At 68.7% G+C, this 18,831-nt stretch carries 27 protein-coding genes; 10 read left to right on the top strand and 17 right to left on the bottom strand.

The features are described 5' to 3' along the window. Nucleotides 1-33: 33 nt before the first annotated feature. The gene (locus ACIA58_RS19270) at nt 34-1,104 is read right to left on the bottom strand and encodes a glutamate--cysteine ligase (protein ID WP_396405068.1); all 1,071 of its coding nucleotides are present in this window, start codon (nt 1,102-1,104) and stop codon (nt 34-36) included. Nucleotides 1,105-1,146: 42 nt separating this feature from the next. Here ACIA58_RS19270 and ACIA58_RS19265 point away from each other — a divergent pair, with 42 nt between their 5' ends. Together ACIA58_RS19265 and ACIA58_RS19260 are read left to right on the top strand one after the other, a co-directional pair. Continuing rightward, complete coding sequence (locus ACIA58_RS19265; protein WP_396405067.1) at nt 1,147-1,884, top strand: HipA family kinase; 738 nt, start codon at nt 1,147-1,149, stop codon at nt 1,882-1,884. Next, on the top strand, nt 1,881-2,255 hold the full coding sequence (locus tag ACIA58_RS19260; protein ID WP_396405066.1) for a DUF3037 domain-containing protein: 375 nt from the start codon (nt 1,881-1,883) through the stop codon (nt 2,253-2,255). The genes ACIA58_RS19265 and ACIA58_RS19260 overlap by 4 nt, the downstream gene beginning before the upstream one ends. Here ACIA58_RS19260 and pgm read toward each other — a convergent pair. From pgm to ACIA58_RS19230, 6 genes are all read right to left on the bottom strand, one after another. Beyond that, complete coding sequence (gene pgm, locus ACIA58_RS19255) at nt 2,252-3,877, bottom strand: phosphoglucomutase (alpha-D-glucose-1,6-bisphosphate-dependent) (protein ID WP_396405065.1); 1,626 nt, start codon at nt 3,875-3,877, stop codon at nt 2,252-2,254. The genes ACIA58_RS19260 and pgm overlap by 4 nt on opposite strands. Before the next feature lie 23 nt (nt 3,878-3,900). After that, nucleotides 3,901-5,355, bottom strand: coding sequence for a fused MFS/spermidine synthase (locus ACIA58_RS19250; RefSeq protein ID WP_396405064.1), 1,455 nt, complete (start codon nt 5,353-5,355; stop codon nt 3,901-3,903). 73 nt (nt 5,356-5,428) lie between these two features. Then, nucleotides 5,429-5,785, bottom strand: a complete 357-nt coding sequence (locus ACIA58_RS19245) for an MmcQ/YjbR family DNA-binding protein (protein WP_396405063.1) — start codon at nt 5,783-5,785, stop codon at nt 5,429-5,431. Between the two features lie 4 nt (nt 5,786-5,789). Further along, nucleotides 5,790-6,455, bottom strand: coding sequence for a response regulator (locus tag ACIA58_RS19240; protein WP_396405062.1), 666 nt, complete (start codon nt 6,453-6,455; stop codon nt 5,790-5,792). After that, nucleotides 6,430-7,626 (bottom strand): sensor histidine kinase, encoded by a 1,197-nt coding sequence (locus ACIA58_RS19235; protein WP_396405061.1) that lies wholly within the window; start codon nt 7,624-7,626, stop codon nt 6,430-6,432. The genes ACIA58_RS19240 and ACIA58_RS19235 overlap by 26 nt, the downstream gene beginning before the upstream one ends. 13 nt (nt 7,627-7,639) lie before the next feature. Next, a complete protein-coding gene (locus tag ACIA58_RS19230) occupies nt 7,640-8,236 on the bottom strand; it encodes a hypothetical protein (protein WP_396405060.1) in 597 nt (198 codons plus the stop codon). Nucleotides 8,237-8,477: 241 nt separating this feature from the next. Here ACIA58_RS19230 and ACIA58_RS19225 point away from each other — a divergent pair, with 241 nt between their 5' ends. Further along, complete coding sequence (locus tag ACIA58_RS19225) at nt 8,478-9,020, top strand: hypothetical protein (RefSeq protein WP_396405059.1); 543 nt, start codon at nt 8,478-8,480, stop codon at nt 9,018-9,020. 102 nt (nt 9,021-9,122) lie between these two features. Then, nucleotides 9,123-9,608 (top strand): hypothetical protein, encoded by a 486-nt coding sequence (locus tag ACIA58_RS19220; protein ID WP_396405058.1) that lies wholly within the window; start codon nt 9,123-9,125, stop codon nt 9,606-9,608. 70 nt (nt 9,609-9,678) lie between these two features. On the opposite strand, the gene ACIA58_RS19215 is transcribed toward ACIA58_RS19220, so the two are convergent. Then, nucleotides 9,679-10,230, bottom strand: a complete 552-nt coding sequence (locus tag ACIA58_RS19215) for a YceI family protein (protein WP_396405057.1) — start codon at nt 10,228-10,230, stop codon at nt 9,679-9,681. 149 nt (nt 10,231-10,379) lie between these two features. Here ACIA58_RS19215 and ACIA58_RS19210 point away from each other — a divergent pair, with 149 nt between their 5' ends. From ACIA58_RS19210 to ACIA58_RS19195, 4 genes are all read left to right on the top strand, one after another. Continuing rightward, a complete protein-coding gene (locus ACIA58_RS19210; protein WP_396405056.1) occupies nt 10,380-10,769 on the top strand; it encodes a hypothetical protein in 390 nt (129 codons plus the stop codon). 85 nt (nt 10,770-10,854) lie between these two features. Beyond that, the gene (locus tag ACIA58_RS19205; RefSeq protein WP_396405055.1) at nt 10,855-11,343 is read left to right on the top strand and encodes an FBP domain-containing protein; all 489 of its coding nucleotides are present in this window, start codon (nt 10,855-10,857) and stop codon (nt 11,341-11,343) included. Between the two features lie 65 nt (nt 11,344-11,408). Further along, nucleotides 11,409-11,663: a hypothetical protein gene (locus ACIA58_RS19200; RefSeq protein WP_396405054.1), complete on the top strand. Its 255-nt coding sequence runs from the start codon at nt 11,409-11,411 to the stop codon at nt 11,661-11,663. Between the two features lie 31 nt (nt 11,664-11,694). Further along, nucleotides 11,695-12,216, top strand: a complete 522-nt coding sequence (locus ACIA58_RS19195) for an orotate phosphoribosyltransferase (protein ID WP_396405053.1) — start codon at nt 11,695-11,697, stop codon at nt 12,214-12,216. Between the two features lie 3 nt (nt 12,217-12,219). Here the strand turns inward: ACIA58_RS19195 and ACIA58_RS19190 are convergent, their stop codons facing one another. Together ACIA58_RS19190 and ACIA58_RS19185 are read right to left on the bottom strand one after the other, a co-directional pair. After that, entirely contained in the window at nt 12,220-13,461 is a 1,242-nt protein-coding gene (locus tag ACIA58_RS19190) for an exonuclease domain-containing protein (RefSeq protein WP_396405052.1), read from the bottom strand. 80 nt (nt 13,462-13,541) lie between these two features. Continuing rightward, nucleotides 13,542-14,177, bottom strand: a complete 636-nt coding sequence (locus ACIA58_RS19185) for a hypothetical protein (RefSeq protein WP_396405051.1) — start codon at nt 14,175-14,177, stop codon at nt 13,542-13,544. A gap of 18 nt (nt 14,178-14,195) precedes the next feature. Here ACIA58_RS19185 and ACIA58_RS19180 point away from each other — a divergent pair, with 18 nt between their 5' ends. Then, nucleotides 14,196-14,351 (top strand): hypothetical protein, encoded by a 156-nt coding sequence (locus ACIA58_RS19180; RefSeq protein WP_165546543.1) that lies wholly within the window; start codon nt 14,196-14,198, stop codon nt 14,349-14,351. Nucleotides 14,352-14,445: 94 nt separating this feature from the next. Here the strand turns inward: ACIA58_RS19180 and ACIA58_RS19175 are convergent, their stop codons facing one another. Both ACIA58_RS19175 and ACIA58_RS19170 read right to left on the bottom strand, forming a co-directional pair. Continuing rightward, nucleotides 14,446-14,946, bottom strand: a complete 501-nt coding sequence (locus tag ACIA58_RS19175) for a metallophosphoesterase family protein (RefSeq protein WP_396405050.1) — start codon at nt 14,944-14,946, stop codon at nt 14,446-14,448. Between the two features lie 10 nt (nt 14,947-14,956). Further along, nucleotides 14,957-15,946 carry an oxidoreductase gene (locus tag ACIA58_RS19170; protein ID WP_396405049.1) on the bottom strand — a complete coding sequence of 330 codons (990 nt, stop codon included), beginning with the start codon at nt 15,944-15,946 and terminating at the stop codon, nt 14,957-14,959. A 181-nt stretch (nt 15,947-16,127) separates the two neighbouring features. Between ACIA58_RS19170 and ACIA58_RS19165 the strand changes: the two genes are divergently transcribed. After that, nucleotides 16,128-16,439 (top strand): hypothetical protein, encoded by a 312-nt coding sequence (locus ACIA58_RS19165; protein WP_396405048.1) that lies wholly within the window; start codon nt 16,128-16,130, stop codon nt 16,437-16,439. Nucleotides 16,440-16,628: 189 nt separating this feature from the next. Here ACIA58_RS19165 and ACIA58_RS19160 read toward each other — a convergent pair whose 3' ends face one another. The 5 genes from ACIA58_RS19160 to ACIA58_RS19140 form a co-directional block, all read right to left on the bottom strand. Continuing rightward, the gene (locus ACIA58_RS19160) at nt 16,629-17,108 is read right to left on the bottom strand and encodes a hypothetical protein (RefSeq protein WP_396405047.1); all 480 of its coding nucleotides are present in this window, start codon (nt 17,106-17,108) and stop codon (nt 16,629-16,631) included. Next, nucleotides 17,105-17,350, bottom strand: coding sequence for a hypothetical protein (locus ACIA58_RS19155; RefSeq protein WP_396405046.1), 246 nt, complete (start codon nt 17,348-17,350; stop codon nt 17,105-17,107). The genes ACIA58_RS19160 and ACIA58_RS19155 overlap by 4 nt, the downstream gene beginning before the upstream one ends. Before the next feature lie 203 nt (nt 17,351-17,553). Next, on the bottom strand, nt 17,554-17,727 hold the full coding sequence (locus ACIA58_RS19150; RefSeq protein WP_396405045.1) for a hypothetical protein: 174 nt from the start codon (nt 17,725-17,727) through the stop codon (nt 17,554-17,556). Between the two features lie 14 nt (nt 17,728-17,741). Then, nucleotides 17,742-18,542 (bottom strand): hypothetical protein, encoded by an 801-nt coding sequence (locus ACIA58_RS19145; RefSeq protein ID WP_396405044.1) that lies wholly within the window; start codon nt 18,540-18,542, stop codon nt 17,742-17,744. A 19-nt stretch (nt 18,543-18,561) separates the two neighbouring features. After that, nucleotides 18,562-18,822 carry a hypothetical protein gene (locus tag ACIA58_RS19140; protein ID WP_130388988.1) on the bottom strand — a complete coding sequence of 87 codons (261 nt, stop codon included), beginning with the start codon at nt 18,820-18,822 and terminating at the stop codon, nt 18,562-18,564. Between the last annotated feature and the right edge of the window lie 9 nt (nt 18,823-18,831).

Below are 18,831 nucleotides of genomic sequence, written 5' to 3'. Positions count from 1 at the left end.
GTCGTAGGCGGGCCTTCCAGCTCGACTGCAGGGTCAGTTCTTCGGGGGCGGTTTGATTTCCGTGAGGGCGACCACGTCGTCGCCCGCACGGAACGCCGCCCGCTGTTTCATGGCTCCGTTGCCGTCACGGAACGCCCGCTCGATGCCCTCTTTCACCAACTCCGCCGCATCGAGCTCCTCCAGTGCGGGCGCAGCGTGCTGCCGGAGGCTCTCCATCACCTCACGCATCGGCAACTTCTCGCCCGTGAAGACGTCCAGGCCGTCAGCCGTGAGCCCGCCCCGGGCCGCGAGCCAGTAGCCCGCCCGCAGGATCTGCGGCTCCAGCGTCGGCCCGCGTCCTCCGTCCTCGAGCGCGGTCATGACCAACGCCCGGCACAGCGTCGCCAGCAGCACAGACTCGTCGACCGTCATCGACACATCGCTGACCCGTACCTCGATCGTCGGCAGGTGTGACGACGGACGGGCGTCCCAGTAGATCATCTGCTCGTCCATCACCGTCCCGGTGGCCAGATGCATCGCGACCATCGCCTCGTAGTGCTCGACCGACTCGAGGTACGGCGGTGGTCCTGCCGACGGCCAGCGCGACCACATGATCCAGCGCCAGCTCGCAAAGCCGGTGTCCTGGTCCAGATACACCGGTGAGTTGGCAGTCAGCGCCAACAGCGCTGGAAGCCAGGGCCTGAGATGGTTGGAGACGCGGACCGCGGACTCCTTGTCCGGTACGTCGACGTGCACGTGACAACCGCACACGCCCTGCTCGCGGGCCAACTGCCCGTAGCGCTCGGCCATCTCCTGGTAGCGGGGTTTCCTCGTCACCAGCTGAGCAGGGTGCCCATGCGGCGGTACAGCGATCGCCAGCAGTCGACCGCCTTCCTCGGCCGCCGCAGCAGCCAGCGCGGCCCGCATCTCTGTCAGCCGCGCGTGCAGCTCGTCCGCGGTCGTGCAGACCGGGCTGTTGATCTCCACCTGCGCCCTCGTCAGCTCGAGCGCGACGTCCAGGTCGTCGTCCAGCTCGTCCAGCACCGTCTTGCTGCGCGGGAGCGGGTCTCCTGTGGCGGATACGAGGAGTAGCTCTTCCTCGACGCCGATAGCGGGTTGCCTCACCGCGGACCGGTACCCGGCCGCTAACCAGTTAGGCTCTGCGGCGTGAGTCTGCCTGTTGTTACCGCGACCCGGTACGTGTTGCCGTTGCGTGAGGGCGGGTCGTTGCCTGGTGTTGTCGAAGGCAACGATCTCGGCACCTACGTGATCAAGTTCCACGGTGCCGGGCAGGGCCCGAAGGCGCTGGTGGCCGAGGTGATCGTCGGCGAGCTGTTCCGCCGGCTCGGCCTGCGGGTGCCGGAACTGAAGCTGATCCGGCTCGATCCGGCGATCGGCAGGTCCGAGCCGGACTTCGAGATCCAGGAGCTGCTGATCCGCAGCGCCGGGCTGAACCTGGCCGTCGACTTCCTGCCGGGCTCGTTCGGGTACGACGGCTCGGCCGGCAACCCGGGCGACGAGGCGATGGCCCGGATCCTGTGGCTGGACGCCTTCGTCGCGAACGTGGACCGCTCGTGGCGCAACACGAACCTGCTGGTGTGGCACAAGAACCTGTGGCTGATCGACCACGGCGCCGCGTTGTACTTCCACCACTCGTGGATGTCCGCGGAGAAGTTCGCCTCGTTGCCGTACGACGCGGCCGACCATGTCTTCTCCGTTGCCACGCCTGGCGTTGCGAAGGTCGACGCCGACCTGGCTGCGGCGATCACCCCGGAGCTGTTGACCGAAGTGATCGGGTTGGTGCCGGACGAGTGGATCGAGCCCGGTGACCGGGAGCGGTACCTCGGGCACCTGCTGGCCCGGCTCGAGCATCGGTCCGCCTGGGTGCCGGGAGGTGCTCGATGAGTCCCTTCGACTACGTCATTCTGCGGGCTGCGCCGAGGATCCAGCGGGGTGAGTTCATCAACGTGGGTGCGGTGCTGTACTGCCGCGAGCTCGACTACCTGGGGGCCGGATGGGACGTGAACCGCGAGCGACTGATGGCCCTGGACCCGAACGTCGATGTGGACGTGGTGTGTGCGTCGTTGGAGCAGGTCCGCGCTATCTGTGCGGGTGACGCCGGCGGTGGGCCGGCGGCGGGCACCACGATCAGCGAGCGGTTCCGGTGGCTGGCGGCGCCCCGCAGCACCGTCGTACATCCGGGACCGATCCACAGCGGGATCACCGCGGACCCCGCTGCGGATCTGGAGCGGTTGCTCGACGCCTTCGTTCGTTAGGCTTCGAGCGCCGTCGACACGACTTCGCGGGCCTGCTCGAAGACCTGCTCCAGATGCTCAGCGCCCTTGAAGGACTCGCCGTAGATCTTGTAGAGGTCCTCGGTCCCGGACGGGCGGGCAGCGAACCACGCCGACTCGGTGGTGACCTTCAGCCCACCGATCGCCGCTCCGTTGCCCGGAGCGTTCGTCAGCCGGTCCACGATCGGCTCACCGGCCAGCTCGGTCGCAGTGACCGCATCCGCGGACAGTGCGGCCAGCTTGGCCTTCTGCTCGCGTGTCGCGGGCGCGTCCACCCGTGAGTACGCCGACGCGCCGAACCGCTCCACCAGCTTGGCGTGTGCCCGTGACGGCGTCTCCCCAGTCACAGCGGTGATCTCACTCGCCAGCAACGCCAGAAGGATGCCGTCCTTGTCCGTCGTCCACACCGTGCCGTCGAAGCGCAGGAAGCTCGCTCCGGCCGACTCCTCGCCACCGAACCCGACCGAGCCGTCGACCAGCCCCGGCACGAACCACTTGAAGCCGACCGGCACCTCCCACAGCCGACGGCCCAGATCGGCGACCACGCGGTCGATCAGCGACGACGACACCAGCGTCTTGCCGACGGCCACGTCCGCGCCCCACTGCCGGTTGCTGAACAGGTAGGAGATCGCTACGGCCAGGTAGTGGTTCGGGTTCATCAGTCCGTCGTCCGGGGTGACGATGCCGTGCCGGTCGGCGTCCGCGTCGTTCCCGGTCGCCAGGTCGTACTTGTCCCGCTGCGCGACCAGCGAGGCCATCGCGTACGGCGAGGAGCAGTCCATCCGGATCTTGCCGTCGTGGTCCAGCGTCATGAAGGACCAGGCCGGGTCGACCCGCGGGTTCACCACGGTCAGGTCGAGACCGTGCCGCTCGGCGATCGCGGCCCAGTAGTCGACGCTCGCACCGCCCAGCGGGTCGGCGCCGATCTTCACTCCGACGTCGCGGATCGCGGCCAGGTTGACCACCGACGGCAGGTCGTCGACGTAGTGGCCGACGAAGTCGTAGTCCCCCGCGTGCTGACGGGCCTGTTCGAACGGCTTGCGTCGTACCTCGCGGTTGTCGCCGGCGATCAGCTGGTTGGCGCGATCGGCGATCCACTTGGTCGCGTCCGAGTCGGCCGGACCACCGTGCGGCGGGTTGTACTTGATACCGCCGTCGCGTGGTGGGTTGTGCGACGGCGTGATGACGATGCCGTCGGCGTCCGCGCCGGCGCCGCGGTTGAGGCGCAGGATCGCATGCGAGACCGCCGGAGTCGGCGTGATCCGGTCGGCGCTGTCCACCAGCGTGACGACGTCGTTGCCGGCCAGCACCTCGAGCACAGTGCGCCAGGCCGGCTCCGACAAGCCGTGGCTGTCCCGGCCGACCAGCAGCGGTCCCGTCGTACCCTGACCGGCCCGGTACTCGCAGACGGCCTGTGTGATGGCCAGGATGTGCGCCTCGTTGAAGGCGCCGTCGAGACTCGCGCCTCGATGCCCCGACGTACCGAAGACGACCTTCTGGGCCGGGTTGTCCACGTCCGGGGTGATATCGCCGTACGCCGCAAGCATGGCGTCGACGTCGACGAGGTCCTCGGGCTGAGCGGGCTGGCCTGCGCGTGGGTGCATGACCACATGCAACCACAAGAGCCTCACTGACCGTACGGCGTGAGCAACTGGTCGACAGGCGCGTAGTCGTCGCTGAGGACGGGGGCGTTCCCGGCGAAGGCGGCCGGGTTGTCCTGGAGCTGCATACCCGGCTCCAGCCGTGCGCTGATCGCAGGCACGTCGAGCGGCCGGTCGGACCCGATCAGCACGAAGTTCCCGCCAGTGCCGCTCTTGCGAACGATCAGCCCGACGTACGGAAAGACGGCCTGCAGCATCCTGACCTCGGCCCTCGCGAACCGGGCTGGGCCGTGGTCGATGACGTTGATCAGGTAGATGCCGTCCGGCCGCAGCACCCGACGTACATCGGTGACCAGCTCGCGGGTGGTCAGGTGCCACGGCACGGACTGTCCGCTGAACGCATCCATCAGGACCAGGTCCCGGCTGTCCGTCGCCTCGGACCGTACGCCGAGCCGGCCGTCCTGCACCCTCACGGCCAGCTCCGGTCCGGTGCGTACGCCGAGCTCCCGCTTGTCGAGCTCGACCACTGCCGGGTCGATCTCGTACACCTGGTGCTTGCTGGTCGGCCGGGTCGCCGTGATGTACCGCGGCATCGTCAGCCCGCCACCACCGACGTGCAGCACGTCCAACGGCTTCCCGTCCTCCCAACTGCCGTTGATCGCCGCAGCGAAGTTCTTGATGTACTCGAACTCCAGATAGGTCGGATCGTCGAGGTCGACGTACGAGTGCCGGAGCTGGTCCAGGTAGAGCGTCCGTCCGCCCTCCCTGGTCGGGTCCGCCACCACCCTGGCGCAGTGGTACGCCGTCTCCACCTCGCACGGGCGTGGTGCGACGACTGTCAACGTGGCGCCGATGACCGCGAGAGCGACCGGCTTCACGGCAGCCTGCGCACCACGCAGCAGGAACGTCAGCGCGGCACCGACAACCACCAGTGCTGCGCCGAGCGTCAGGACGATCGTGCTGATCGGCACGGTCGCGACGAAGACGAATCCGGTCAGCACAGTGCCGACGATGCCGCCGACCGTCGCGTACGCGGACAGCCTGCCGACGACAGTGCCGGTCTGCTCCAGAGTGGACAACCGCAGCTTCGTCACCATCGGCGTGACACCAGCCAGCAGCGCAGCGGGCGCGAAGAGCGTCACGGCAAGCACGAGGAACACCATGTCGTTCGCGAGCGCCTGACCGGTCCACCGCACCACTGGGAGGATCAGCATCACCAGTGCGCCGCCGAAGAGGATCAGCGGACCCAGAGTCCGCTGTGGCGGCACCACGTCGGCGAACTTGCCACCGAGGGCCGCTCCGGTCGCGATCGCGGCCAGTGCGACCCCGATGACCGCCGTGTTCGTCTCCAGCGTCAGCCCGATGTACGGCGCGACCAGGCGAAGCGAGACGAGTTCGAGCACCATGACGGCCGCCGAGCTCCCGAACGCCAGTGCAATCGCCAGCTTCTGACCGACCGGACCAGCCTCGCCCTTGCCCATCGCGTCACCCTATCGGTGCAACGAAAACGTCAACGGAACCGTGATGGACGCATCGAGAGGTTCCGCTGAACGACTAAACCTCGTCCAACCGAGCTATCAGCGTCTTCGGGGCGATCTGACGGAACGCGTTCTCCACCAGGTCCTCGAAGTGCTCCCAGTCGACGTCCACGTCCAGGTACACCCCCAGCCAGCCACGGTGACCGACGTACGGCGGCCGGTAGAAGTGCTCGGGGTCCTCGGCGACCAGCGCCTCCTGCACGCCGGGCGGCGCTGCCATCCAGACGCCGAGGCGGTCGTCGTGGTGATGGTCGGCGTACATGACGAACACCTTCTTGTCCCGTACGAACCAGGTCGGCTCACCATGGCTCGGCCGCTCGGTCGCCTCGGGCATCGAGAGGCACAGGTGGCGTACGCGTTCCAGGACGTCCATTGACCTAGTGTCGCGGACCTGGGATCACTACGCCTGCCTCGTAGGCGTAAACGACGGCCTGAGCACGGTCACGGAGGTCCAGCTTGGTCAAGATGTTGCTGACGTGCGTCTTCACGGTCTGCTCTGCCAGCACCAGTTCGTCGGCGATCTGCCGGTTGGACAGTCCACGCGCGACCAGCCGCAGTACGTCGGTCTCCCGCGGCGTCAGGTGCACCGGCGTGATCGGTACGACGGGCTGGGCGCGGGCGAAGTCCTCCACCAATCGACGGGTGACGGACGGGGCCAGCAGCGCGTCACCAGCGGCTACGATCCGCACCGCCGCGGCCAGCTCGTCCGGTGTGGAGTGCTTCAGCAAGAACCCACTCGCACCGGCCCGGAGCGCGGCGTACACGTAGTCGTCGAGGTCGAACGTCGTCAGCATCACGACGCGCGGCGGCTCACCGGGCGCCGAGCCGGCGAGGATGCGGCGGGTCGCGGCGAGTCCGTCGAGAACGGGCATCCGAACGTCCATGAGGATCACGTCCGGCTTCAGCTCGGCCGCCAGCTCGACCGCCTTGGCGCCGTCACCTGCCTGTCCGACCACCTGGAGATCCGGCTGTGCGTCGAGCAATGCGCTGAATCCGGCCCGCACCATCTCCTGGTCGTCAACCACCATGACCGTGATCGTCACCCAGCACCTCCGTCCCGACCGGAATGATCGCCTGCACCAGATAACCGCCTTCGGGGGTCGGGGCAGCGCTCACCGTCCCCTCCACGAGCGCCACACGCTCACGCATCCCGGTCAGTCCATGGCCACTACCCGGCGCAGGCCTGGTGCTCGCGGGTGGCGGGGTGTTGTGCACGCTGACCTCCAGCTCTTTCTCGGTCCGCCGTACCGCTACCTGCACGACAGAGTGCGGTGCATGGCGTACTGCGTTGCTCAGCGCCTCCTGCACCACCCGGTACGCCGTCAGCTCGATCGTCTCGTCGAAACCAGCCGGCACCGGTCCCGTCAGCCGCACGTCCGCACCAGCTCGGCGCGTGCTCTCGACGAGGTCAGCCAGCTCCGCCAGACCAGGCTGCGGCCCCAGCTCCCCCATCGTCGGCTGCTCGACAGGTTCGCGCAGTAGACGCAGTACTCGACGCATCTCCGTCAGCGAGACACGTGCCGCGTCGGCGATCTCCGTGAACTCCTCGCGGACGTTCTCCGGTACGTCGACCAGACGGTGCGGCGCGCTGTCCGCGCGGACCACCACGACGGACAGGTGGTGTGCCACGACGTCGTGCAGCTCGCGTGCGATCCGGGCCCGCTCCTGCAGACGCTCCCGCTCGGCGCGCTCGGCCTTCGTGATGGTCTCCTGCTCGGCCAGCCGCCTGTTCGTCTGACCGCGGGAGTGGATCAGGTCGCCGACCACGATTGCCACTGCCGAGAGGATCGCCATAGTGATCAGGCCGCGCCAACTGCCGCGGTCCGGCGCCAGTTCGACGGCGGCCACGCCTACGGCTTGCGTCGCCACCCACCAGCCGATCTGCTCACGCCGACCGAGTCCACGGGCGCCCGCGATCGCGACGACGAACGCGTGGCCGAACGCTGCCGTAGTACCCCATGGCCACGGTTCACTCGAGCTGACCGGCGTCGTCACCGCCGCGGTGACGGCTGTCGTCACGAGTGAGACCAGCATCGCCACCCGGGGTCGCAGCCACGCCAGGCCAAGGGCCAGCGCCCGCGCCATCGCGAGCGCCAGCACCGCGCCGAGCTGTACCTCGTAGTGCTGTCCGAGATCCATGACCGTCAGGACGAGCAGCGTCGCGACCCCGAGCGCCGCGCCCCATGCCCATCGCCCGCGCGGCCATTTGTTCACAGTTGGACCCTACTCACAGTTGCTGCAGCCAGGACCAGAAGAACGCCAGACAGCCGGCCGCCAGCACGATAGTTGCCGGAAGCACCCACCTGCGCGCCGCCAGTCCGTACAGCGGCCGCACTAGCTGGGCCTGCAGCGCCGCGATCCCGCGCAGCGCGAACAGGAAGGCGACGACGCACGGTACGGCGATCAGCCCGTGCGCCGTCCACGCCCCGGCCCGCGTCGGACCACCCCACGTGCCGGGCTCGACCGCACCATGGTCGACGAAGCCCCAGAACGGCCCGCGCACCACAGCCACCAGCACCAGCAACATCAGGAACCAGCTGGCCAGCCCGAGCACCGCACTGATCAGCCCGTACGCGAACACGCCACCGGTCGATGGCTCGCCCGCGCCGCCCGCGCGCACGAGACCACGCCACCCGAGCCGGAAGGCCGCCAGCCTCCGCCAGCGCTGCCCAGCGGCCTGTCGCTCCCCGAGCACGGCGTCCGCCATCGTCTGCGCACCGACAGGCGCCAGCACCGCGCCGTACGCCAGCGACCTCCCCAGCCGGCGTGCCTTGCCCTCCACCGGTTTCCTGCCCGCCCCGCGGCGGGCCAATGTGTCCGTCATCGCGTCTCCTCAAGTCTCAGGTCCTGAGATAGAGGCTAGAAATCGGACGCTCCCGGCACATCCAGCCGCAGAGCCAACCGGGGACCAGTACCCCGGTAGGGGGCAAGTGTGATCTACGCCACAGTGACCACGATGCGTGTCCCGACGTTACACGGTCAGTGCCGGACGGCGTACACGGCTCGCTGGGCTGCCCGACGGCACGAGCGGCGAGGCCGCGCCCAACAGGAGGTACTCGGACACCATGCGCATGCGGAACCTGGCGGTGACCGCCACGCTGATCCCGGTTTTGCTGCTACCCGGCTGCGGCACCGACGCCGGCGTCGCCAACGCGGCACCTGCCGCGCAGAAGGCGGCCCGGCCCAGCCTGACCGACCAAGCGGCCACGGAGACCGGCTCCGACGACCCGGTCGTGAACGCGTACTACGCCTACCGGATCGCCCTCGACGTGATGATGCGCAGCGGCGGCGGGAAGACGGCGCAGCTGGAGCAGGTGATGACGCCGAAGATGTTCCAGGCGATCAGCGTCCAGGCGAAGTACTTCCGGACCCGGAAGCTGCACAACACCGGGATCACGAAGGTCCTGTGGGCCAGGCGGACCATCGCGTCGAACGGCGTCATCATCACCGCCTGCTACGACACCTCCGCCGCCCGCACCGTCAACTCCCGCGGCCACTCCGTCCTCCCGAACACCACCCCGACCCGCTGGCTCGACCAGATGCGTGTCCTCCCCCAGCAGTCCCACTGGATCGTCGACGGCGGCACCACCACCCCCAACGCCTGCTGATTCGTCCCAGTGCGATCACGATCGCGCGCCCGGTGGATTCCGCTTACCACCCCCGGGAAGACTCACCACCAAGTGCCGGCTGGGTATGTCTGGGGTTCGCCGATGATCGACACGAGTTTCCGCCGTTGGCTGCCGACGTGGTGCGGTGGCCGTCGTGCGCCGGAGTCCTTCCGGCGGACGAACTCCCGCGTCAGTCGTCTCGCCGTGCAGTACGACGTCGAGGTCGACGCGGCGCTGCAACGCCTGTGGCCGAAGGCGCGGATCTATCACGACCGCGAATTCACCCGGGACCGCGCGGACTTCCTGCTGGTGGTTCGCGGCCGCGGCGTGATGATCGAGACCAAGGTCAAGAGCGACCCCGGCCCGTTCCACGGGTCCACGCTCCCGCCGCTGCTCGATCGCCTGCAGCGCGACGGCCGGCGCCTCGTCGTACTGCTCAACCAGGGCGACCCCGCGCCCGCCCGCGACCTGATCAGCACCAAGCTCGGTGACAAGGGCCGCATCGTCGTCTGGTCCGGCCCCCACCACGACACCGAACTCCGCGCGGCGGTCGAGTGCCTCCTGCACCAAACCACCCGCCACGCCTGACACGGGCCGCGGGGACCTTGAACATGCCGTGACATGTTCAAGGTCCCCGTCAACTGTTCACAGTTCCTGATCAGGCGTTCTTGATTGCCGAGACCTCGAGCTCGAGGGTCACCTTCTCGCTGACCAGTACGCCGCCGCCCTCGAGGGCCGCGTTCCAGCTGACGCCGAAGTCCTTGCGGTTGATCACGACCGAGCCCTCCAGGCCCACCCGCTGGTTACCGAACGGGTCGGTCGCCGCACCGGTGTACTCGAACGTCACCTCGACCGGACGGCTGACGCCACGGATCGTCAGGTCGCCGGACACCACGAACTCCCCGTCGCCGGCCGGCTTGACCGCGGTCGACACGAAGGTGATCTCCGGGTGCTCGTCCATCGCGAGGAAGTCGTTGCTGCGCAGGTGCTCGTCGCGCTGCCCGTTGCGGGTGTTGATGCTCTTCGCCTGGATCGTCACCTTGCCGGACGAGTTGGCCGGGTTCTCGCCGTCGATGTGGAACGAGCCCTCGAACTCGTCGAACGCACCTCGCACCTTGGTCACCATCGCGTGCCGGGCGCTGAACCCGATCCGGGTGTGCGCCGCGTCGAGCGTGTAGTCGCCGGACAGTGCGGCGTACTCGTTGGACATCGCGGATTCCTCCAGAGGACTAGTTGAAGTTTACATAGTACAGATTTCACCTTTGACGCTCAGAAGTCCACCCCGCACCCGGCGTGTTCACCTGCTGGACCTGTCGGGGCCGGACAATGGACCGATCGACAGAAGGAGAGTGGGGTTCGGTGGAGCGGAAGGTGTACTGCGCGTCGGGACCGAGTGACGTCTACCGCGCGGTGAGTACGTCGCTCGGCCGGGAGCGGTTCTGGGCCACATCGGCGCCGGAGTCGGGCGGGGTGATCTCGTTCGTCCTCGCGGACGGACGCACCGGCGAGAGCCGGATCGAGCAGGCCCTCCAGGACGAGTTCTACCGGCTGCGGTACTTCGGCCGGACGCTCACGTTCACGCTCGCCGCCGGAGACACGGGCGGCACCGAGCTCACCCTCGGCTCGGACGATCCGGCCGACGGCGCCGAGATCGTCTCGCTGCTGCTCCGGCTGAAGGCCTCGGTCGACTTCGGCGTCGACCTGCGCAACCACGACACGACCCGGACCACGGCGTACGCCGACAGCTGACCGTTGCCTGCGGCAACAGAGTTAATCGGTTGCGGCGTCGCGGCGGCACCGGGTCTGATGGGTGGCCGAAGATCGGAGGACCGTCGTGGAACCGCTCAGCGCCGAACAGATCAGGCGCTCGTTCGTCAATTCGACCAAGAGCCAGGTGAAGGCAATCGCGCTGCCCTCGCGGTTCGCCGAACTGCCCTGGGAGTCGCTGGACTTCCTCGGCTGGCGGGACGCGAAGGCACCCAACCGCGGTTACCTGGTGGTACGCCGCGACGGCGAGGTGACCGGGATCGCGGTCAGCACCCAGACGTCCGGGGCAGCACGCCGGTTCGCCGGGCTGTGCGACCTGTGCAACACCGCGCATCACGTCAGTGACGTTGCGTTGTTCGCCGCCCGCCGGGCCGGATCGGCCGGCCGCGAGGGGAACACCGTCGGCATGTACATCTGCGCCGATCTCGCCTGTTCGCTGTACATCCGCGGGCTGCGTGAACTGGACCTACCGCAGGGCGAGACCGCCCCACCGGAGGTCCGCGCGGAGCGGCTGACGACTCGCCTGGAAACTTTTGTCCGACGCGTCCTCTCCTGACATCCCAGACACTACGCTGAGGCTGCATAATCGGCCCGCAGAGGACAAAGGGAGAGCGAGTCGCGATGACCGAGTTCCGCATCACGCACGAGATCCACCAAACACACCCGGACATCCGCGAGAAGCTCACCGCCACCACCATCGAGGCGATCAACGAGTCCAGCGCCCGGTCCGCCGAGGACGCCGCCCGGGTGCTGCGGCACAAGCTCGCCGAGATCGGCGTCCAGATGAGCGAACCCGCCTGCCTGTCCGCGATCGAACGCATCCGCTCCGGCAAGCAACTCCGCTTCGAGATCGAGCCGCTCCCGGACGAGGAGTGACCGCGCCTCGGCGCCGGATAGGGTGCCGGGTGTGCTCGAGGAACTAGGACGACGGATCTACGCCACAGCTCACCTGACCGGGGAGTTCGTCCTGCGGTCCGGCCAGACGACGACGGAGTACTTCGACAAGTACCGCTTCGAGGCCGATCCGGTGCTGCTGGACGAAGTGACCGCGGCGATGGTCCCGCTGATCCCCGAGGGCACCGAGGTCCTGGCCGGTCTGGAGATGGGCGGCATCCCGGTCGTGACCGCGCTCGGCCGGCACACCGGTCTGCCGTGCGCGTTCGTCCGCAAGGAGGCGAAGCCGTACGGCACCTGCCGCCTGGCCGAGGGCGCCGACATCGAGGGACGCCGCGTCACGATCGTCGAGGACGTCGTCACCACCGGCGGCCAGATCGTCCTGTCGACCAACGATCTCCGGAGGCTCGGCGCGACCATCACCGACGCACTCTGCGTCATCAACCGCAACGCCACCACCCCCGCTCCCCTCACCGAGGCCGGCCTGACCCTGCACGCCCTGCTCAACCCGGAGCACCTGGTGCCGACAGCCTGAGCCTCACCCGGCCTTGCGCTGGTCGCTGGGCTGGTCCGTAGGCAGCAGCCGGCGGAAGTCGTCCACCGAGATGATCGGGACGTCGAACTCTCGCGCCACCCGAGCCTTCACCGACAAGCTGTCGACGTCCGCGGCCACCAGGAACGTCGTCTCGGGCCGGACCGCCTCTTGCGGGACGAAGCCCGCCGCCACCGCCCGGTCCCACCACACCTCACGCGGCTCGACCATGTCGCCGGTGAAGACCATCGTGCTCCCCTGCGGATACCCCCGCGCCCCCGGACGATCGGGCACGACGTACCGCCCGGCGCTTGCCCGGAGCAGCGCCTCGTCGACATCGACCGCGCGCTGCCCGAGCATCACCGCGATCCGGTCGACATCGCTGCGCTGGTCCGGTGTGATCGTCCCGTCCCCCCAGGACGCCGTCGCGAGCGCCGCCACGTACCACCGGTGGAGACTGTCCACTTGGGGACGGGTCAGGCCCAGGTCGGTTGCCACTTGCACCAACTGGTCGGCGTCGGCTGCTGTGATCTCGCGGTTGGCGAGGATCGTGTCCAGCAGCACGAGGTACGAGTCGGCCTGCGGCGGCTCCGGCACCCGCGGCAACTGGTCGACAAGCCGGCTCATCCAGCCATGCCTCCCGCCCGCGTGCACCGGGCGGACAGTCGGCGCGACGTCCGTCCCCGGCAGGGCGGGCCACTGCAGTCGGCTTATTTCTTCGTACGCCCATTGCCACGGCGGCGGTGACGGAAAAGCCTTCAAGTACCGCGAGAACAGCTCAGCCGTTGCTCGCGTGTCGGCCATCGCCGAGTGCCAGCCCTCGATCGAGATGCCCGCAGCCGCGCAGCAGGCACCCAAGGTCCGCTTCGCGCCCGGATACAGATAGCCGGCCAGCGCCATCGTGCACATCGACCGCTCGGTGATCAGCGGGACGCTGACGCCGAGGCGCGCGAACTCCGCCCGCAGGAACCCGAGGTCGAACTCGACGTTGTGCCCGACAACCATCCGCCCCGCCAGCAGCTGCCCCAACTGCCGAGCGATGTCCCCGAACTCCGGCGCGGCCAGCACGTCGGCGGTGAGGATCCCGTGAATGTGCTGCGGCCCGAGGTCGCGCTGGGGATTCAGCAGCGTCACCCACTCGTGCTCGACCTGCCCGCGGGCGTCGAGCAGCACGACCGCGATCTCGATGACCCGATGCCGATGGCTCGGCAGCAGGCCGGTCGTCTCAGTGTCGATGACCGCATACATCCGGGCCTCCTCCGGCTCTGCTCCGGCTCGATGACCGATTGGAACAACCCAATCACACGCCGCCGACAGTTTCGGATCCGTCAGGCATCGGCCGGGATGTCGACGGCGATCTCTTCGCCCAGCCGGGCCCCGTGCGCCAGCTCCAGTTCATCGCCGCTCCAGAACCGCCCCGGGTCGTACCAGTTCAGCTTCCGCCCGCGCAGCAACCCCATCTCCTCGTAGGTCACCGCGACCACCTCAGCGCAGTACGCCGACTCCAGCTCGAGCTCGCGCGATCCGCGACGGATCGCCGGTACCCGTCCGCGCACCCACCTCGACGCGAGGCGTGCCGTCGACGGGAACGGTGTACCGTCCAGGCGCGCCACTGTCCGCAGTACGGAGTCCTCCATCTCGCGCGTGACAGGGTGGTCGAGCTGCCGCAGCCAGGCCTGCTGACCGTACTTGCGCGCCCACACCAGCACCGCGTCGCGCAGATTGTGCAGCTGCGCGCCGCGCTGGTGCTGGCCGGTCCACATGTCCGGCAGCGAACGCCCCAGCTCGGCGTGCCACATCAGCGGCGGGAGGTCCTCGACGACGACCGCCATCCCGACGTGGTTGACCGGGCTGTTCGTGGTCAGCTGGATAGCGCGATCCGCCGCGCTTCCGCCGCGGAACAGCCAAATGTCACCTGTTCGTGTCAGTTCCGTAGCGTCATCCAGTGAAATCCGGCTGTTCACGTCGCTAGGTTAGTCGCCATGAAGGTATGGAAGGTGGTAGGGCTTGCGGGGCTCGTCGGCGTGGCCGCAACGGGCGTGGTGATCGCGCGGGGCGAGCGGAAGCGCCGTGCGTACACGCCGGAAGAGGTCCGCGATCGCCTCAAGACCCGGGTCAAGGAAGCAGCCAACGCCTGACCCCTCGGCCGGGCAGGCCGGAACACGCCGTAACTCGGTGGTACGGCGCTGTTCTCGCCTGCCCGGCCGAATTCGTTGTACGGCGCAACCAGTCCTAAAGGTTGTGCAGGGCAACGTCTTCCAGCCGGCCGGCGGTGATCGTCGCGGTCTGGTAGGTGCAGTACGGCTGCCGCCTGCGATCCGTCGGCGACCCCGGATTCAACAGCCGCAACCCGCCCGGGGTCGTCGTGTCCCACGGGATGTGGCTGTGCCCGAACACGAGTAGATCCACCCCCGGGTACGCCGCCTCGCACCGAGCCTCACGTCCCGCGGCCGAGCCGGTCTCATGCACCACGGCAACCGAGAGCCCGTCGAGGGTCACGCGCGCAACCTCAGGCAGTCGCGCCCGCAACTCCGGACCGTCGTTGTTGCCCCAGCACCCGATCACCTGTGCTCTTCCTGCCGCCCGGGCCTCCAGCTCGTCCAGCAATCCGACGCTCACCCAATCGCCCGCATGGATGACCACGTCGGCACGCTCGATCGCCTCCCAGACCGGCTCCGGCAGCTTCTTCGCCCGAACCGGCAGGTGAGTGTCCGAGATCAGCACCAGGCGCATGCGGCCTAGACTAGGCGTTCAGCGCCTCGATCAACTCCTTCTCCTTCGCCGGGCTCAGACCCGCGCGGCGGTCCCGATCCAGGCCCAGCTCCCGCTCCCACGCGAGCGCGTCCGCCAGGAACTCCCGGCGCGGACGGTGTCTCAGCCCGGCCGCGGCCGCTGCCGCACCACTCCGCGACGACCAGCCCTCATACCCGGGCTCGGTCAACCACATCGCCAGCGAATCCGGCCCCATGTACTGCTCGACCTTCTGCTCCTCCAGCCACATGCGCGGCGCGAGCACCACCGGCCCGGTGTGGCCGCCCACCTCACGCGCCAGCTCGATCCACTCGCCGAACGGCACGATCGGCCCGCGCGTGTCGAACGTCCCGGTCCGGCCCTCCGTCGCGTTGTCCAGCAACCAGCCGGCTAGGTCCCGGATGTCGATCACCGACGTCGACAACTCGGGCGTGTCGGGCACGAGCATCGGCTCTTCGGGTGCCCGCGCCGCTCGCGCGACCCACGAACCCGACCGGTCGCTGCGGTCCCCCGGCCCGCCGATCAGCCCGGCGCGGGCGATCACGAGCCGATCGCCGACCACATCCCGCGACGCAAGCTCACACGCGACCTTGGCCTCGCCGTACAGCTCACGCTCCACCGCATCCAGCTCGGTCGGCTCCCGCAGTACCGCGGTCTCGTCGGCGCCGGGGGTGTCGTACTTCTCGTAGACATTCACCGACGACACGTACGTCCAATGCTTCGCCCGCGCACCGAACGCCGCCAGCGCACCGCGCACAAAGCCCGGCTGCCACGACACCTCGAACACGGCATCCCACTCCCGCGGCGGCACCGCGTCGTACGCATCCGGGCTGCTGCGGTCCGCCGCGATCAGCGTCGCGCCGTCCGCGACCGCGCCGCTCTCACCACGCGCCACACACGTCACCGAATGCCCGCGCGCAACCGCCTGCGCAGCGATCTCACGACCGAGCCAGGCCGTCCCACCGAGGATCAGAATCTCCATGCAGGCAAGCCAATCAGGCCTGACCGACAAAACCCAGACACCTCTGCCGACGGCAGAACGCGGCGCGTGATCCCCCGCCCGCGTCAGGTCACCGTCAGCGGTCGGGCCTTGCCAGGCAGGCGATCCAGGCGCACTGTCGAAGAAGACACCCAGGGGTGAGTGTCAGGACACAGGGGGAGAAATGGCTGGTTTCGTTCAGATCATCGAGTACCGGACGTCGAAGCCGGACGAGATCAAGGCGCTGATGGACGACTACAGCGCCAAGCGCGAAGCCGAGAGCGACGGGCCCAGCCCGGTCCGCGGCATCACCTGCGCCGACCGGGACGAGAAGGGGCGCTACTTCGCGATCGTCGAATTCGCCTCCTACGAGGACGCGATGGCGAACTCCGGCCGGGACGACACCACCGAGTTCTCGACCCGGATGATGGAGCTCTGCGACGGCCCCGGCGCGTTCTACAACCTCGACCTGGTCGAGGAGATGAACTACCGCTGACCGGTCCCGGCCCAGGCGTATCGCGAGTCCGCCTGGGCCGGTACCGCGTCCGGGTACGGCTTACGCCACCTCGCCGAGGCGTATGCCGTACCCGGACCTCGACCGGTGCCGGGAGGGGATACGGCACCGGCGCACTGGGTCAGATCGGGTCCGCGGCGCCGGATCCGCGCTGAACGGTCCGCTGACGACTCAGCGGAAGACTCGGTACGACGTCCAGGTGGACGGCGGCGCGGCGCCGCGCCTGCCGCGGCTGAAGTCGCCCTCGGGCCCGAAGCCCCGGTCTGGATCCCGGTCGAGGTCGCCGTCGAGGTCGCCGCTCATGTCGCTGCCGAGGTCGCGGTCGGAGTGGAGCGGGTCGGGGTCCTGCGGCTCGGGGGTCGAGTGCAGGTCCGGCCACGGGCGGGGTGGCAGGGACTCGCGGGGCGGCAGCTTGAGGTCGGGGTCGGGGTCCGGCTCGGGGTCGAGCCACTCGACCTCGGTGGCCCCGCCGTGACCGTGGATGGCGATGACGGACTCGATGCCGTCCCACACGGTCGTGGTCGGATAGTCGCCGTACCAGCGCAGCGCGACGGCTCCGTCGGTGAACTGCACACCTTCGGCGACGGGCCCGGTGCCGCTGACACCGGAGACGTCCTGATGCCGGATCAACCGGAAACGACGAGAACTCATTTCGGCGCTACCTCCCACAGCCGCTCCCCCGGCAGCTTCCGCTCCGGTCCGGGATCGTGGTCCGGAACCGGATCGCTGGTCACCCGCAAGCCGGCGAACCGGCGCGACATGGCCGCCGCGTACCGCTCGGCCAGCTCGACTTCGGCCCGGTAGTCGGCGACCACATGATCCCCGAACCAGACCCGCACCCGACGACGCTCCACCCGGACCGCACCCGGGTGAGGATCACCACCGTCGGCCATCTCAATGCACCCGACACCGGGTCGAGCAGCTTCCCATCAGCGACTTCGCACAACCCTTCACGTCAATCACTTCCACTTCCCTGTGGGATGGGTTCACAGGTAGTGACGACCGCCACAGCCGTTCATGACGCGATTCCCCAGAAAATTCTCACCCCACGTGACAAGGACATGCCCGAGGCCGCCACGACGACCCGCACACGCCGTCAGACAACCCAGGGGCGCCAGGTGTCGAGGGCGTCGGCGTCGAGGGAGGTGGCCCGGGGGAAGGTGTGGACGCCGGCGCCCGGGTCTCCTGGCTTGATCGCGTTCGAGGTCCCGCTCTCCGGGGTTTTGAACTCGATGATCACGCGGGCCATACCGAGCCCCTTCCGCACCATGCTGTCCGGATTCTTCAGCTGGTGCTTGGTGTGATCAGCCGGCCTTGCGTCAACTCGCCAGCCTTCGCCTGGGGGCGGGCTTCTTCGGGGTAGTCGAAGGTGGCGATGATTTGGTCTGGGGTGATGGTGAGGGTGGCTTGTTGCCATTGGTGGTCGGCGGAGTCGGCCATCGACTCGAGGAGGGCTTTGACGGACTCCTCCAGGGCTGGGGCGATCTCGAAGTCGCGGGCGAGGCGGTCGGCGCGCTTCTGGTCTTCCTTTTCGTCGGTTTCCTCGAACTCGATCTCGCCGGTTTCGGTGACGGTGATTTCCAGTTCGAGGAGGGCCTTGTCGTCGCGTTCTTCGTCGTCGTCGTTCTCGTGCGCCTTGCGGAACTGTTCGAAGGCCTTGCGGGCGACGGTGACGAGCGGTGGCTCGTTGTCTTCGGCAACTTCTAGGTCTTCGTAGTCGAAGGTCAGGCGTTTGGTGCGGCCCAGGGAGTCGAGGTCGCCGGAGCCGCTGGTGGGCTTGTTGCGGTCGGCGGAGTCTGACGACGGGCGGTTCGTCGACGGGCCCGCCGTACCGACGAGGCCCTCGGCCCAGCCGCGGGCCTTCGGCGGGGCCATCGAGAGGTAGTGCGCGGCGGCCTCGCAGGCGCGGGCCGCGGCGTCGAGTTGCTGGGCCGCGACGGTCGCCTGGCCGCGGGACGCGATCAGTGCGAGCTGGGCGTTCTCCCGGCACCGTACGGCGGTGCGCTGCAACTGGTCGACGACGCGCGGAATCTCGTCGAAGCAGTCGACCAGACCGCGTGCGACCCGCTGCAGCTCCGACGGCATCCCGGCGCCCCCGAATCCCTCAGATCTGGTCGGCGTAGTTCTTGCAGCCGGCCGAGGCGATCTCGAGCGCCTCGGCAGCCTGCTCGACGGCCTTGCTCGCGGCCTCGAGGATCTCGGTGATGTCGCGGTCGATGCCGGTGGCGGTGCCCGCGATCAGGCTCTCCACCAGCTGGCTGTGCTGGGTGAAGCGGAGCTTGAACCCGGCCAGCCCACCAGCTGCCTGCTTGGCCTCCATCGAGACCTGGTGCAGCTGTTCCTTGAGCCGCAGTACGTCGGACACCTCAACCCA

It is taken from the genome of Kribbella sp. NPDC051586 (genome assembly GCF_044453965.1).
In the GTDB taxonomy this organism is placed as follows: Bacteria; Actinomycetota; Actinomycetes; order Propionibacteriales; family Kribbellaceae; genus Kribbella.
This window is presented reverse-complemented; position numbering and strand designations above follow the sequence as displayed.